At 65.7% G+C, this 14,277-nt stretch carries 12 protein-coding genes; 2 read left to right on the plus strand and 10 right to left on the minus strand.

From position 1 onward, the window contains the following. Window positions 1-94 precede the first annotated feature (94 nt). Window positions 95-2,395: an MMPL family transporter gene (locus H977_RS0131165; RefSeq protein ID WP_029111538.1), complete on the plus strand. Its 2,301-nt coding sequence runs from the start codon at window positions 95-97 to the stop codon at window positions 2,393-2,395. A gap of 82 nt (window positions 2,396-2,477) precedes the next feature. On the opposite strand, the gene H977_RS0131170 is transcribed toward H977_RS0131165, so the two are convergent. The 9 genes from H977_RS0131170 to H977_RS0131210 form a co-directional block, all read right to left on the minus strand. After that, window positions 2,478-3,653, minus strand: a complete 1,176-nt coding sequence (locus H977_RS0131170; RefSeq protein ID WP_029111539.1) for an acyl-CoA dehydrogenase family protein — start codon at window positions 3,651-3,653, stop codon at window positions 2,478-2,480. A gap of 2 nt (window positions 3,654-3,655) precedes the next feature. After that, complete coding sequence (locus H977_RS0131175; RefSeq protein WP_029111540.1) at window positions 3,656-4,699, minus strand: acyl-CoA dehydrogenase family protein; 1,044 nt, start codon at window positions 4,697-4,699, stop codon at window positions 3,656-3,658. Further along, window positions 4,699-5,553 carry an amidohydrolase family protein gene (locus H977_RS0131180; protein WP_029111541.1) on the minus strand — a complete coding sequence of 285 codons (855 nt, stop codon included), beginning with the start codon at window positions 5,551-5,553 and terminating at the stop codon, window positions 4,699-4,701. Before H977_RS0131180 ends, H977_RS0131175 begins: the two co-directional genes overlap by 1 nt. After that, window positions 5,550-7,166, minus strand: coding sequence for an acyl-CoA synthetase (locus H977_RS0131185; protein WP_029111542.1), 1,617 nt, complete (start codon window positions 7,164-7,166; stop codon window positions 5,550-5,552). The genes H977_RS0131180 and H977_RS0131185 overlap by 4 nt, the downstream gene beginning before the upstream one ends. A gap of 9 nt (window positions 7,167-7,175) precedes the next feature. Further along, window positions 7,176-8,426 (minus strand): amidohydrolase family protein, encoded by a 1,251-nt coding sequence (locus H977_RS0131190; protein ID WP_029111543.1) that lies wholly within the window; start codon window positions 8,424-8,426, stop codon window positions 7,176-7,178. Between the two features lie 4 nt (window positions 8,427-8,430). Then, window positions 8,431-9,252 (minus strand): enoyl-CoA hydratase, encoded by an 822-nt coding sequence (locus tag H977_RS0131195; RefSeq protein ID WP_029111544.1) that lies wholly within the window; start codon window positions 9,250-9,252, stop codon window positions 8,431-8,433. Between the two features lie 112 nt (window positions 9,253-9,364). Then, complete coding sequence (locus tag H977_RS0131200) at window positions 9,365-10,372, minus strand: dihydrodipicolinate synthase family protein (protein ID WP_029111545.1); 1,008 nt, start codon at window positions 10,370-10,372, stop codon at window positions 9,365-9,367. 11 nt (window positions 10,373-10,383) lie between these two features. Further along, the gene (locus H977_RS0131205; RefSeq protein ID WP_029111546.1) at window positions 10,384-11,178 is read right to left on the minus strand and encodes an SDR family NAD(P)-dependent oxidoreductase; all 795 of its coding nucleotides are present in this window, start codon (window positions 11,176-11,178) and stop codon (window positions 10,384-10,386) included. A 43-nt stretch (window positions 11,179-11,221) separates the two neighbouring features. Further along, window positions 11,222-11,983, minus strand: a complete 762-nt coding sequence (locus tag H977_RS0131210; RefSeq protein WP_029111547.1) for a crotonase/enoyl-CoA hydratase family protein — start codon at window positions 11,981-11,983, stop codon at window positions 11,222-11,224. A gap of 265 nt (window positions 11,984-12,248) precedes the next feature. Between H977_RS0131210 and H977_RS0131215 the strand changes: the two genes are divergently transcribed. Continuing rightward, window positions 12,249-13,013, plus strand: coding sequence for a TetR/AcrR family transcriptional regulator (locus tag H977_RS0131215; protein ID WP_029111548.1), 765 nt, complete (start codon window positions 12,249-12,251; stop codon window positions 13,011-13,013). 70 nt (window positions 13,014-13,083) lie between these two features. On the opposite strand, the gene H977_RS0131220 is transcribed toward H977_RS0131215, so the two are convergent. After that, window positions 13,084-14,265 carry a thiolase family protein gene (locus H977_RS0131220; protein WP_029111549.1) on the minus strand — a complete coding sequence of 394 codons (1,182 nt, stop codon included), beginning with the start codon at window positions 14,263-14,265 and terminating at the stop codon, window positions 13,084-13,086. Between the last annotated feature and the right edge of the window lie 12 nt (window positions 14,266-14,277).

Genomic DNA, 14,277 nt, shown 5'->3' on the forward strand with positions numbered 1-14,277 from the left:
CGGGGGACGTGGCGCACGTCATGTTGGTGCACCGGGGATGGGCTTGGCAACAAACGATAGCTTACTCCCATATTGAGAGCCTACTCTCACTTATATGTCCACCTATCTGTATCGACTGGGACGCTTCGCCTTCAGTCGTCCGTGGCTTGTGATCAGTGGCTGGCTGGCGCTGATCGCGGTCGTTGCGGGACTGCTCGTGACGAACCCGCCCAAGATCTCGAACGAGATGCGCATCAACGGCACGCCGGCGCAGGAGGTGATCGACGACCTCGCGCAGCGCATGCCCGAATCTTCGGGTGGGCAGGGGCTGATCGCCTTCGCCGCACCGGGCGGCCAGCGCATGGACGAGGGAGACAACCGCGCGGCGCTACTGCGTGCCGTCGATTCGGTGTCACATTCCGACCATGTGCTCGACCCCCGCGCCCTCGCCCAGACCGAAATGGCCAAGGGGCCGGCCAGTCCGACGCTGAACGCGTCAGCTGCCATCGGCCGCTCCCAGGTGCCCGCGCCGGCCAATCCTGATTCACCGCAACCGTTGGCGGTGAACGGCCAGCCGGTCCCCGGTGTACTGATCTCCGGTGACGGCGCGGCCGCGCTCTACCAGTTCCAGTTCGACAAGCAGACGGCCGAGCTGCCCTCGGGCACAGTCGAGAAGGCGGTGGACGCCGCACGCGACGCGGTGTCCACCACCGGGATCGACGTGCTGCCGTCGGCGAGCATGGTCGAGATGCCCGAGATCGTCGGCGTCGGTGAGGCCGTCGGTCTCGCTGTCGCCGCGCTGGTTCTGGTTGTCACGCTCGGCTCACTCGTGGCAGCGGGACTGCCCCTGGCCACCGCACTGAGCTCGGTCGCAGTAGGCGTCGGCGGAACGTTCCTGTTCTCACATCTCGTGAACATGCAGTCGATGACCGCGGTGCTGGCGTTGATGCTGGGCCTGGCGGTCGGTATCGACTACGCGATGTTCATCGTGAACCGTCAGCGTCGGCTGATCATCGACCAGGGGCTGAGCGCCTCCGAGGCTGCCGGACGGGCGCTCGGGACTGCCGGTAGTGCAGTGATTTTCGCCGGCACCACTGTGGTGATCGCGCTCGTCGCGCTGACCGTGGTCGGCATCTCGCTGCTGACTCCGATGGCGCTGGCGGCCGCGGCCACAGTGGTCGTCGCGGTGCTCGCCGCCCTCACGCTGCTGCCGGCCCTGCTCGGTCTGGTCGGCGAGCGCATCTGCTCCGACAAGACGCGGCGCACGCAATCGGCTGAAAACGGTGCGAACCACCGCTTCGCGACCGCGTGGGTCGGTGCGGTGCTGCGCCACCGGATTCCGGTCGCCATCGGCGGCGTGGTGATCGCCGCGCTGCTCGCGCTGCCCGCCCTCAACATGTCGATGGGACTACCCGCGGGCGCCAGCTACAACCAGGGCACGCCGCAGCGCGAGAGCTACGACGTGGTCTCCAGCCATTACGGCGTGGGCTACAACGGGCCGCTCGTGGTCGTCGCCGAACCGGCGGCGGGCAACGCCAAGCTCACCACGGCCGACCTGGTCGACACCAACGACGATCTGCGACGGATGGCCGGCGTCGAATCGGTGAGCCTGCAAAAGGTCAGTGACAACGAAGAATTCGCCTTGTTCTCCGTCGTGCCCAGCACCGGCCCCACCGATGATGCGACCGCACAACTGGTTCGCGACATCCGCGCCCACACCGGTCCGCTGGCCGAGTTGCACAATGTCGATCTGGGTGTCACCGGCATCACGGCGATGGGCGTCGACACCACCGACCGCCTCGCCGATGCCGTGCCGCTCTATATCGGCGTCGTCGTCGGCCTGTCACTGCTGGTGCTACTGGTGGTGTTCCGGTCGATCGCGGTACCGGTCAAGGCCACCGTCGGATTCCTGCTCAGTGTGTTGGCCACATTCGGCGCCACCACCGCCCTGTTCCAATGGGGTTGGTTCCAGCAGTTGTTCGGCCTGACCGCGACGGGACCCATCCTGAGCCTGCTGCCGATCATCGTGATCGGCGTGCTGTACGGGCTCGCGATGGACTATCAGGTGTTCCTGGTGTCGTCGATGAAGGAAGCCCACGTTCACGGATACCGCGGCGACGACGCCGTAACCCATGGCTTCACCCAGGCCAGCCGGGTCGTGGTGGCGGCCGCCGTGATCATGATGTCGGTGTTCGCCGGGTTCGTGTTCAACGGCGATCCGATGATCAAGCAGATCGGTTTCGCGCTGGCCTTCGGTGTGCTGATCGACGCCTTCGTGGTGCGGATGGCGATCGTGCCGGCCGTGATGTCGATGCTGGGCGAGAAGGCGTGGTGGCTGCCCAAGCGGCTGGAACGGGTTCTGCCCAACCTCGACATCGAGGGCGATCAGCTCAACAAGCAGCTGGCCGAAGTCTGACCATCCATCCCGCCGAAACGGTATTCCAGCAGGCCGCTACTCGCACTTTCCCTGCCGGAATATCGTTTCGGCGGTTGTTACCTCAGGAGGCCTTCGCCTTGGGCGCTGAATAGTTCGGCTTGCCCAGTCCCAGCACGTGCTGGGCGATCATGTTGCGGAACACCTCCAGCGTGCCGCCGTAGATGCCGACCAGCGGTGCGAAGCGGTACACGTATTCACTACGGTCATCGGCACCCCCGTCGGCCCCGATGGGCAGTGCCGCCACGGATCCCGCGATATCCATGAGATCCGGGGCGATATCGCGCATGGTCTGCGCCAATGCCACCCGCCCGAAGATGCTCGGCGAGGACAGCGAGGCTTCCATTCGAGCGACGCTGCGCCCCAACCGATATGCCACCGACCCGTCGTCGACGGCACCGGACCTACCTACCAATGCGGCGACGTTGTCGGCAGCCTCGGCCATGAACCCGGCCTGATGCATCATGATCGCGACGTCGGCCAGACCGTCGTCCGCGGCCGCGACAGCACCGTGTTCGGCATCGAGCGGCTCGCGCACCACCGTCCAGCCCCCGTTGACGTCACCGAGCCGGTACTTGTCGTCGACCCGCACATCGGAGTAGTAGACGATGTTCGTGCGGTCGCCGTCGACGGTGCGGATGCCCTGGATTTCGATGCCGTCGGAGTCCAGCGGTACCAGGAACATGGTGAGGCTCTTGTGTTTCGGCGCCTCGGGGTCAGTGTTGGTGATCAGGAAGACGTACTGGCAGTTGTGGGCGCCGGTGGTGAACATCTTGGACCCGTTGATAATCCACTGATCGCCGTCACGGACGGCGCGGGTCTTGCAGGTGGCGACGTCGGAACCGCCGTCGGGTTCGGTATAGCCGAGGCACAACCGCACGGTCCCGTCGAACACCCCGCGCAGCACGTCATCGCGGATCTCCGGGGACGCGAACTTCGCGACGGAGCGGGCCACCATCGCGGTGGTCCCCCATGTCACCCATGGCACTTCGGCTCGGCGCTTCTCCAATTCCCAGATGCGCCTGCGCACTCGGGAGAAGCCGCCGTCGGCCTCGCTCTTCCATTCCTTCTCCAGATACCCCGCGGCGCCCAGGGCGAGGTGCACACCTTCATCGAAGTTGTCGCCGGTCTCACGGTCGCGCCGGATGACGTCCTCGGTCACGACACTGGACAGGAACTCGCGCACCTCGGTGCGGAACGCCTCGTCCTCCGCGGACAGTTCGACTACTGAGAAATCCATATCTAGACCCTGCTTTCGCGAGCGGCAACGATTCCGGCGATGTGCACAGCGGTGGCCCCCGGGTCGCCGCCGGCCAGCGCCCAGCCGCGGGCCCGCACCAGGTACGCGGTGGCCGCCGCCTCCGCGGACACCCCGAGCCCACCTTGAACATGTACCGCCATGGTGGCGGCCTTGGCGGCTTCCTCCGCCATGAACACGAACGCCGACGGCGCGAGTTCCGGCCGCTCGTCCGGCTCGTTGTCGAGGAACCACGCCGCTCGACGGGCCAGACCACGCCCGCTCTGAACGGTGATCGCGATATTGGCCAGCGGATGTGAGATGCCCTGCAGTGTTCCGATCGGCACGCCGAGGGTGTACCGGGACTTGGCGAACTCCGCAGCGATGGTCATGGTCTCCTCGACCAGGCCGACCAGTGCCGAGGCGGTCAGCAGCCGCCATTCATCCAGCGCCCGTTGATATTCCGCCAGGGCATCAGGGCCGCCGGCCAGCACCACCCGTGAGTCGGCGGCAGCTGGATCCACCCAGGCCATCGGCAGCTTACCGATGTTGTCGACGCGGGCCGGGCGCGTGGAGAACTCCAACTGCACCAGATCGTCTCCGTCGCGAACGATGATGTGGTCCGCGATCGAGCCTGCCGGGATGAGCCGCGAGCCGGTCGGTGCGTTGTGCTGCGGATCGATCGCCACCAGCTGGGTGCCGTTGACGACATCCTCCGACTCGAGTGCACCGAGTCGCGCGAGTAACCGCGCCGCCACCACGTGATCGATCCACGGAACGGGGGCGAGGAAGCGTCCGAGTTCCTCGGCCACCAGCGTGAGGTCGACGAGCGTCGCCCCGTCACCCCCGACCGATTCGGGCAGGGCCATGGTGGTGGCGCCCATGGCGCACAACCTCTCCCACAGGCTCTTGTCGAAGCCCGAGGGCTCGGCCGCGCGCACGGTCTCGATGTCGGAGTGCGTTTTGAAGAACTGCCGGTACGCGGTCTGGAGGTCGACGTGGTCCTCGGTGAGGCTGTAGTCCAGCCTGCGGAGTTCGTAGCGGTCCATCATTTTCCCTTTTCGTCCGAGCCCTCGCCGAAGAAGAACTCCGCGGCATTGTTGTAGAGGTAGTTGTCCAGCACGTCGGCCGGCAGATCGAGCGCCAGCGCCTCGGGCACCACCCGCTGCATGCGCAGCACCGGGAAATCGGAGGCGAAGATGATCTTGTTCTTGCCCCGCGTGCGCATGAAATGCAGCAGAGACTCGGGGAGCCGCTTCGGCGACCACGCCGAGGTCATGAGCCGCAGGTTCTGATACTTGATCAGCATCCGGATCGCGATGTCCCACCACGGATCCGCACCGTGGATCATGCAGAGTTTCAACTCCGGAAAACGCACACACACCCGGTCGAGATGGATGGGGTTCTGCACCTCCCCCGGAATCGGCGGGCCGGGAAGGCCGGTGTTGACGCACAACGGCAGTTCCATCTCGGCGCATTTGGTGTACAGCGGGTAGTACACCGCGTCGCTCGGCGGGTACTGCCCATCTCCCCAGAAGCTCGGTCCGACAACGGCATACACGACCGGCAGATCCGAAGCCACCGCCGTGAGCTCGCGCAACGACGGGATGGGGCGCAACAGATTGATTCCACCCATCGCCAGCGCGAACCGGTCAGGGTGGGCCTCCACGAACTTGCGGGCCGTCACCGACGGCTTGGTCACGTTGTCCATCAGGATGGCCCGCTGCACGCCATGGCGATCCATCTCGTCGAGCATCTCGGACAGGTCGATGGGCTCGTACATCGACGTCGGGCCCTTGAAGTAATCGTCGCGCACCTTCTTCATGAAGGTGGGCTGGTTCTCGGTCTCGCCGAAATGCACATTGGCCAGACAATCGATGACTCGGTTTTCCCTGCCCGTCACGCCTGCATCTCCACTTCCTGGGTAGCCACACTCTTGGCCCAGCGGTAATCGGCCTTGCCGTTGCCGAGTCTGCGGACCTCGTCGACGAACAGCACATCCTTGGGCAGCTTGAAGCGCGCCAGCCGCGTCGCACAGTGCTCGCGCAATGCGGTCGCGTCCACCGCGCCGCGGATCGACACAAGCGCGACGACTTCCTGGCCCCAGCGCTCGCTGGGACGACCCACGGCCAGCGCGTCCACCACGTGCGGGTGTGCCCGCAGGGCTTCCTCGATCTCCTCCACGAACACCTTTTCCCCACCGGTGTTGACCACCAACGAATCCCGGCCCAGCAGGCGCAGGGTGCCGTCCGCATCGAGCGAGGCGCGGTCACCGGAAATCACCACGCGCTCGCCGGCCACCTCGGGGAACGTCTTCGCCGTCGCCGCCTCATCGTTGAAGTAGCCGAGCGGTATGCGGCCATTGCGTGCCGCCCAGCCCACCTCGGCGTCACCGGGGTCGAGGAAACGGGAGTAGTCGTCGGCCAATACCAGTCCACCGGCCCGCAGCTGAAAGGTTTCGGCGGTGGGCGTTTCGCGCTGAGTGTGGCCGAATCCCATGTTGCCGGTCTCCGAAGAACCGAACCCGTTGATGATGGTGATCTGCGGCAGGTATTCCAGTAGTGCGCGTTGGTGTTTCGGGTTGGTGGCCGCACCGCCGGTACCGATCGCGAACATCGACGACAGGTCGTACGTTCGCCTGCCCAGCTCCTCGACGATGGGTGCGGCGTAGGCGTCGCCCACCATGGTCATCAGCCCGATCTTCTCCCGTTGCGCGGTTTCGAGCACCGTGCGCGGATCGAAGCGTGGCTTGGTGTCGTGAAGCACCACAGTCTGGCCGGACAGCAGGCCGGAGAACGCGGTCCACATTCCGGCGGCGTGCATCAACGGCGATACCGCGAACCAGGGCGGGCCGGCATTGACCACCTTGTCGTGGATTTCACGCACGTGGTCGTGATCGGCGCCGTTCATCGACGACACGTAGATGTCGCCTTGGCGCCACATCACGCCTTTGGGACGGCCGGTCGTACCGCCGGTGCAGACCATCAGCAGGTCATCGGGCGACGCCGGGTCCACTCGGTCCGTACCACCTTGGGCGAGCGCATCTTCCAGCCGCACCGCGCCCGGCAGCTCGGCGCCCTCACCGTCGTCGACCGAGATCAGCACTTCAGCTGTGTCCACTCCGAGTACATCTGCGAACTTCGCCCCGAGTGAGCGATGGTAGATCACCGCGCGGGGCTTCAGGTAGGCCAGCAGGTCGGCCACTTCACCCGGCGAGTAGTAGTAGTTGACGTTCACCGGGACGGTGCGCGCCTTGAGGCAACCGATCACCATCTCGGGGTACTGGTCGTTGTGCATGACGAGCGCGACCACGTCCTGACCGCATTCCCAACGATGCAGGTCGCGGCGCTCCCGAAAGGCCCCCAAGCCATGAGAGGCAAGGAAGTTCGCCAACCGGCGGGTGCGGTCAGCAGCTTCGGCGAAGGTGGTGCGGCGGTGCCCGCACACCGTCATCTCGCGTTCGGGCACCGCCTCGGCGATCGCGTCGACGACCGCCCCGATGGTCCATTCGGCCATGGCGGGCGGCTACACCGACACCGTGAGGTGCTGGGCACCGGGAGCGGTGCGCTGCGGGTTGCCCAGCAAGGTGAGGGCGTTGTCGCGCATGACCTTTCGGGTGTCCTCGTGACTGAACTCGGGGAACTGTGGGATGTCGGCGGTGAACGTCGTCGGGTCGGCCAGGCCCTCGCCGTGCGGCCAGTCCGAGCCGAACAGGATCTTGTCGACGCCGATGGTGTCGGCCAGCAGTTTCACATCGTCCTCGTAGTACGGCGCGATCCAGACGTTGTTGCGCAGCTGCTCGACCGGGTCCTCCTTGAAGTGGTACGGCGCGTTGTTGGCCGCCTTCTTCAATCGCTTGATCAACCGGTAGACGAAGTACGAGCCGTTCTCGATGCTGACGACCTTGAGCTTGGGATGCCGGGTGAACACCTGGTGCACGATCATCGAGGCCATGGTGTCGTGAATGGCCCGGTCGTCCATGATCACCATGTCGAGCGGATCACGCTTGCCGAATCCCTTGAACACGCCGCTGCCGCCCCACAGCGCCGGGACCGCCATGTACCCGGAATCCGACAGATGGAAGACCACGCCGACTCCGGCCTCAGCCAGCCGCGCCCATACCGGATCGTGCAGCGGGTCGCCCAGGGACCGCGGTCTGACCTCGCCCGGCACCGGGGCCGGACGCACGCAGACCAGCTTTGCGCCCCGGCTGAGGACGAATTCGACCTCGTCGACCGCCTTTTCGGGATCGGCCAGGGAGATGATCGGCGCCGACACAAAGCGGCCGTCGGGACGGTCAAAGCCCCAATCCTCGTCCAGCCACAGGTTGAAGGCGTGGACCGAGACCATGGTCGCCTCGATGTCGTGCTTGAGCCCCTCCTCCACGCCACACGCGAATGTCGGCAGCATGAACACGGTTTCGAGGCGCTGGCGGTCGAGCACCTTCACCCGGGCATCGCGATTCTGATATTCGGGGTGATCGGAGAGCCGATCGACCTTCATCAGGGAGGCCGGGTCCACCCCTTCGGGAATCTCGCCGCGGAACAGCAGGTCCAGGCAGCCCGGCTCGATGATCGGGTCGAAGGTCGGGTTGGGGATGAAGTGGTTGACCGTGCCGCCGAACAGCGCCAGAGTGCGCTTCCCGTCCTGCACCATCTGGACACCGCGGCTGCGGAATTCCTTGGGTAGGTGCCGGGTGAAGGCATCCACTGGTTCGTAGTAGTGGTTGTCGACGTCGACGGCGAGGTACGGAAGCCGTTCGGGAGCTCCGGTCATGTCATCAACCTTCTTTCAGGGACGGGAAATTCGGGGGCCGTTTCTCGAAGAAAGCGGTGATGCCCTCGATCAGATCGGGACGCACCATGGATTCGTGCATGAGGGCCTCGGCGCGGGCGCTCACGGCACGCACATCGTCGTGGGCATCGCCGTACAGCTGACGTTTGATCACCGCCATCGACGCCGGCGAACAGTTGCGGGCCAGATCCTCGGCATATTCGACAGCACGGGTCAGCAGATCCTCCGGTGCCACAACCTCTTTCACCAGGCCGAGCTGCAATGCCTCCTCCGCGAGGAAGGTCCGCCCGCTGAGCAGCAGATCAGCCGAGGCTCCCCAGCCGGCCAGCCGGGGCAGGATCCAGGTGATGCCGTACTCGCCGATCAATCCCCGGCGCGGGAAGGCCGTGGCGAATTTCGCTCCGGCAGCGGCGAACCGGACGTCACACATCAACGCGTGGGTCAGCCCGATGCCCACGCACGCGCCGTTGACAGCCGCGATGACCGGCTTGCGAAGTTCGGTCAGGAAGTACGGGTGACGCTCCCCGACCAGTTTGCTGACATCGGTGTCCCCACTGATGGAGTTGCCGAGCGAGGCCATATCTCCCATGTAGGCGCCGGCGCAGAAGCCACGGCCGTTACCCGTCAGCACCATCGCACGTACCGCCGGATCCGCCTCGGCGCGGTCGAAGGCGGCATATACCCCGGACGAGATGTCGGCGCCCCACGAGTTCAGCCTGTCCGGACGGTTCAGCGTGATGACTGCGACGCCGGCATCCGTCGTTTCGTAGAGAACCGCCTCAGTTCCCACCTCGTCGGCGAGCGTCATACGCCGACACCTCCCCATTGCCGCACGACTCGTTCAGACATACATACTGTATACCTATCGGTAGCGCATTCCGCAAGCCCGGTAATACCGTCGCTACCTGCACAAAGACGACTCAGGAGTCGATCAAACCGAGCTTCCTGTATGCGGTCTCGATCTGGGTCTTCGCGACCTCGGGAAGTACGACCTGGGGCGGGCGGGAGTGCGGGTAGTCGCCGATGGGCAGGCCCAGTACGGACGCCGCGTGTTTGAAGGCGCCGGCCCAGTGGGTGAAATAGTCGGCCCGGCCCGGGTAACAGGTGAACCACGGCCCGATCTCGAAGCTGAACTGGTCGAGTCCGGAGTCGCGGCCGAAGTCCATGGCCTCGATGAGCCGGTCGGCACACACCAGATCCCAGTATTCGGTGAAAATGCGACGTTGCGGGGTTTCGTAGAGATATCCGGCAGTGCCCAATTGGGCCGGGCATACGATCCCGTCCCGCAGCCAGCCGGCCCGGTACACCGTGGTGTCGCACTCCCAGACCGCAAGGTATGGCGCCAGTTCATGCAGTCGCCGGCTCGCCGCGGGCCGGAACGCGCCCTCCTTCGTGGCGCACACGGCCGGGATCGCCTCGGCGATCCGGGCGCTTTCGTCGGGCGTCAGCACGTAGCCCGACGACGGTGAGTTGAACATTCCCAGGGCGATGTCGGTGCGTTCGGCGATGTAGGTGAAGAACCGCAACACCCCTTCGCCCCCGTGTGCCTCCATCATCGGCGTCTGGATGTAGACGATGTCGGCGCCCGCCTGCTGCGCGTGCAGTGTGAGCTCCAGACAGTCCTTGGCCGATGTGGCCGCGGTGCACGCCTGAACCACGACGTCGGGGTTGGCCCGACGTCCCTCCTCGATCGCCACCTCGAGGAGTTGTTTGCGCTCGGCGAGGGTCAGCGCCCAGAACTCAGCCAAACCACTTGTGCACCAGAGCATCTGGTGACCGAGATCGCCGACACAGTAGCGCACCAGGTACCGGTAGGCATCCCAGTCGATATCGTCGCCATCGGTCCCGCAAAACGGGGTGTAGAGCGAGTCGCCGATTCCGCGCAGGGCACCACGGGCCCAGTCCCGAGCTTCGCCTGCCGTCGCCATGATGCACTCCCTCAGATGTAGTCGCTACCACCGTCGACGTTGATGTTCGCCCCCGTCATGTACGAGTTGCGCCTGGAGGCCAGAAACGCTGCAACTGGCCCGATTTCGCTGGGCAGACCGGCACGCGGCAGATGGGCTGGATGCCCGAAGTGCTCGTCGATGGCAGCCATCAACGCGTACGGGTCATCCCCGTCCACGCCCACGGTGGCAGCCCAGCCCCGCAGCGTCTCCGACGAGATGCTGCCCGGGGAAACGACATTGACCATGATCTCGTCCTTGGCCAGCAACAGCGACAGGTTCTTGGACACACTGTTCACCGCCGCTTTGGCCGCGGTGTAGGCCGGTAGCCGCGTGCTCTGCCGCTGGGTGGAGTGGGCCGAGAAGTTGACGATGCGCGCCCATTCTGCGTTGCGCAACAACGGCAATGCCGCACGCACACACCGCACCATACCCATCAGGCCGGCGTCGAACGCCTCCTGCCACTGATCGTCGGTCAACTCCTCGAAGTTGCCCGCGGCACCCGGGCCCACCGTGTTGATCAAGGCGTTGAGCTCACCCCAGCGCTCGGCCACCTCGGCGAAGGCGTGTTCGACCTGGGCAACGTCAGAGGTGTCGGCGACGATGGGCACCGCCTCCGGCGATCCGAGGCGGGACAGCTCCGTTGCCGCCGCGTCGAGTACATCGCGCGACCGCCCGACGATCGCGATCCGCGCCCCGTCCTCGGCCAGACATTGCGCCGTCGCAAAGCCCATCCCGCGGCCACCGCCCACGACGACAACGGCCGCACCCGCGAATCCGAGATCCATCGCGCGGACTACTCCCCGGTCGCTTCGCTTCTGCCCGCGGGCATCAGGAACCGGTCCAATTGGGGGCGCGCTTCTCGGCGAAGGCGATGGCCCCTTCCTTGGCGTCGTTCGAGGAGAACACCGGCCCGAGCAATTCGCCCTGCTTCTTCCACATCTCGTCGGCCGACCACTCCGAGGACGAGGCGATGATCTCCTTGGTCACCGCCACGGCCAGCGGACCGTTGGCCGTGATCCGGTCGGCAAGTTCGAGCGCACCGTCGAGCGCGTCACCGGGCTCGGTCAGCTTGTTGACGAAGCCCCACGCGGCAGCTTCCTCGGCGGTGAAACTGTCGCCGGTGAGCGCGAGTTCCATCGCCTTCTGGTACGGGATCCGCTGATGCAGTCGCAACAGGCCGCCACCACCGGCGACAAGACCCCGCTTGACCTCGGGGATGCCGAACTTGGCGACCTTGGAGGCGACCACCAGGTCGGTCGCCAGCACCAGTTCGGTACCGCCGGCCAGCGCGAACCCCTCGACCGCGGCGATCAACGGCTTGCGGGGCGGGCGCTCGGTGAAACCGGCACCGCGCCCGGGAACATAGGGAATCTCTCCGGAAGCGAATGCCTTGAGGTCCATGCCGGCACAGAAGTTTCCACCCGCGCCGGTGAGGACCGCCACCGACAGCTCGGGGGTGTCGTCGAGTTCGTCCATGGCGTCGGCGAGCCCCTGCACCACCGCAAGGTTGAACGCGTTACGCGCTTCCGGACGATTGATCGTGATGACGAGCGTCCGACCCCGACGCTCCCGCAGAACTACTTCCGACACCAAAATGCCCCTTCGCTCGCGAAGCCCGATAACCCGGAAAAGCCTACTATAGGGATTACAGTACAGAGCCGGCACCCCGCCTGCAGGGCCCGAGCGACGCATCGACGCGCTCGGTGGACGGCACCCACGGAAGGGCTACCGGTAAGGTTGACAGCGACAAGACCCCGCGACACGCGCGCATAGGCGCAGTTCAGGTGGCAGCCGACGGTAAATTCACCTGCGATTGAACCGCGGCGCAGGGACGGCTTGAAGAGTATCGACTTCGATGGAGGTGCCCGCAGTGGCAAAGCAACCGACGGCTGAGAAACGGCAACGGCGCGAACGCGGGTCCATCAATCCCGAGGACATCATCAAGGGCGCTTTCGAACTCGCCGAGCAGGTGTCGATCGACAACCTGAGCATGCCGCTGCTGGGCAAACATCTGGGCGTGGGCGTCACCAGCATCTACTGGTACTTCCGCAAGAAGGACGATCTGCTCAACGCCATGACCGACCGCGCGCTGCGCGAGTTCGTCGTCGCCACCCCCTACGTCGAGGCCAAGGATTGGCGCGAGTCGCTGGCCAACCACGCCAGAACCATGCGAAAAGCCTTCATGGGCAACCCGATTCTGTGTGATCTCATCCTCATCCGGTCGGCACTGAGCCCGCGCGCCGCCCGCCTAGGTGTGCAGGAGATGGAGACCGCCATCTCGGGGCTGGTCGAGGCAGGGCTGTCGGTCGAGGATGCCTTCGACACTTATTCCGCGGTGTCCGTGCACGTCCGCGGGTCGGTGGTGCTGCACCGTCTCTACGAGAAGAACCGGGCCAACGACAACGCGCCCGGCGACTACGAAGAGACCATGGTCATCGACCCCGAGGTCACGCCGCTGCTGGCACAGGTCACCAACGAGGGGCACCGCATCGGCGCGGCCGACGAGAAGAACTTCGAGTACGGCCTTGAGTGCATCCTCGACCATGCCGCGGCGCGGATCGAGACCAGCGCGGGCAAGGCCAAGAAGACGCCTGCCCGGCGCAAGGCCGCGGCCAGCTGAGCCAGAACGTTGGCTTGTTGTCGAAAACCTCTGAATTCTCGAACGCAAGCCAACGTTCGGCCCCTCGGAACTAGACCTCGATGACCAGCCCGCCGCCCTGACCGCCACCGGCGCACATCGCCGCGACACCGATACCGCCACCGCGACGCTGCAGTTCATAGATCAGCGTGGTGACCATGCGCGCACCGGAGGCCGAGATCGGGTGACCGAGGCTGCAGCCGCTGCCGGAGAAGTTCACCAGTTCCTCGTCGATGCCGTACTTGCGCACCGCGGCGATCGGCACCGAGGCGAACGCCTCGTTGATCTCCCACAGCGCCACGTCGGACGGCTTGAGGCCGGCGCGATCCAGAACCTTGCCGATCACCTCGACGCCGCCCAGGCCGGTGTCGCGGGCGGCGACACCGACCGCACCCCACGCCCTGACCTTGGCCATCACGCTGAGGTTTTCCGCGGCCGCATAGTCGTCGCCGACCAGCGCGACAGCAGCGGCAGCGTCGTTGGTGCCGCTGCTGTTGCCCGCGGTGATGGAGAATCCTTCGATCTCCGGGTGCAGGACCTTGAGCTCGGCGAGCTTCTCGGCGGTGGTGCCGCGCCGCGGGTGCTCGTCGACACTGAACTCGATGACCGAGCCGTCGGGCTGGTTCACCTTCAACGGCACGATCTCGTCGAGGAACTTGCCCGCATCGATGGCGGCGATGGCGCGCTGGTGCGACCGCGCGGCCCAGGCGTCCATGTCCTCACGGGTGATACCCGCGGCCTGAGCGGTGTTCCAGCCGACCGTGATCGACATGTCGCGCATCGGCGCATCCGGCGTCTCGACGTGCGTCGGAGTCATCCACGGCTCGATGAACTCGATCTCGGGACCGAATCCAGGGACGCGCCACTTCATCAGCGGCGACGAGGACAGCGACTGCACGCCGCCGGCCACCAGCACCCGCTCCATGCCGGAGCCGATCTGCGCGGACGCGTTGCCGATCGCGGTGAGCGACCCCGCGCAGTGCCGGTTGACGGCCTGACCGGGCACCGACGCCCAGCCCAGCGCATCGGCCGCGTAGCGCGCGATATCTCCGCCGCCGTAGTTGGATTCGGCGAAGATCAGGTCGTCGATGGATTCCGGATTGATACCGGCACGACGCACGACCTCGGGCAGGACCGTGGTGATCAGAGTTTCCGGCGGGGTGTTGACCAGCGTCCCCTTGAAGGAGCGGCCGATCGCAGTGCGGGCAGCGCCCACGATGACGGGTGTTGGCATGGTTTCACCTTT

The sequence above is a fragment of the Mycobacterium sp. URHD0025 genome (genome assembly GCF_000426065.1).
Lineage (GTDB): Bacteria > Actinomycetota > Actinomycetes > Mycobacteriales > Mycobacteriaceae > Mycobacterium.

What these genes read in the sequence shown, in the direction of transcription:
- H977_RS0131165 (WP_029111538.1), top strand. Translation starts at nt 95, where the DNA reads ATGTCCACCTATCTGTATCGACTGGGACGCTTCGCCTTCAGTCGTCCG.
- H977_RS0131170 (WP_029111539.1), bottom strand. Translation starts at nt 3,653, where the DNA reads ATGGATTTCTCAGTAGTCGAACTGTCCGCGGAGGACGAGGCGTTCCGC.
- H977_RS0131175 (WP_029111540.1), bottom strand. Translation starts at nt 4,699, where the DNA reads ATGGACCGCTACGAACTCCGCAGGCTGGACTACAGCCTCACCGAGGAC.
- H977_RS0131185 (WP_029111542.1), bottom strand. Translation starts at nt 7,166, where the DNA reads ATGGCCGAATGGACCATCGGGGCGGTCGTCGACGCGATCGCCGAGGCG.
- H977_RS0131190 (WP_029111543.1), bottom strand. Translation starts at nt 8,426, where the DNA reads ATGACCGGAGCTCCCGAACGGCTTCCGTACCTCGCCGTCGACGTCGAC.
- H977_RS0131195 (WP_029111544.1), bottom strand. Translation starts at nt 9,252, where the DNA reads ATGACGCTCGCCGACGAGGTGGGAACTGAGGCGGTTCTCTACGAAACG.
- H977_RS0131200 (WP_029111545.1), bottom strand. Translation starts at nt 10,372, where the DNA reads ATGGCGACGGCAGGCGAAGCTCGGGACTGGGCCCGTGGTGCCCTGCGC.
- H977_RS0131205 (WP_029111546.1), bottom strand. Translation starts at nt 11,178, where the DNA reads ATGGATCTCGGATTCGCGGGTGCGGCCGTTGTCGTCGTGGGCGGTGGC.
- H977_RS0131215 (WP_029111548.1), top strand. Translation starts at nt 12,249, where the DNA reads ATGGAGGTGCCCGCAGTGGCAAAGCAACCGACGGCTGAGAAACGGCAA.
- H977_RS0131220 (WP_029111549.1), bottom strand. Translation starts at nt 14,265, where the DNA reads ATGCCAACACCCGTCATCGTGGGCGCTGCCCGCACTGCGATCGGCCGC.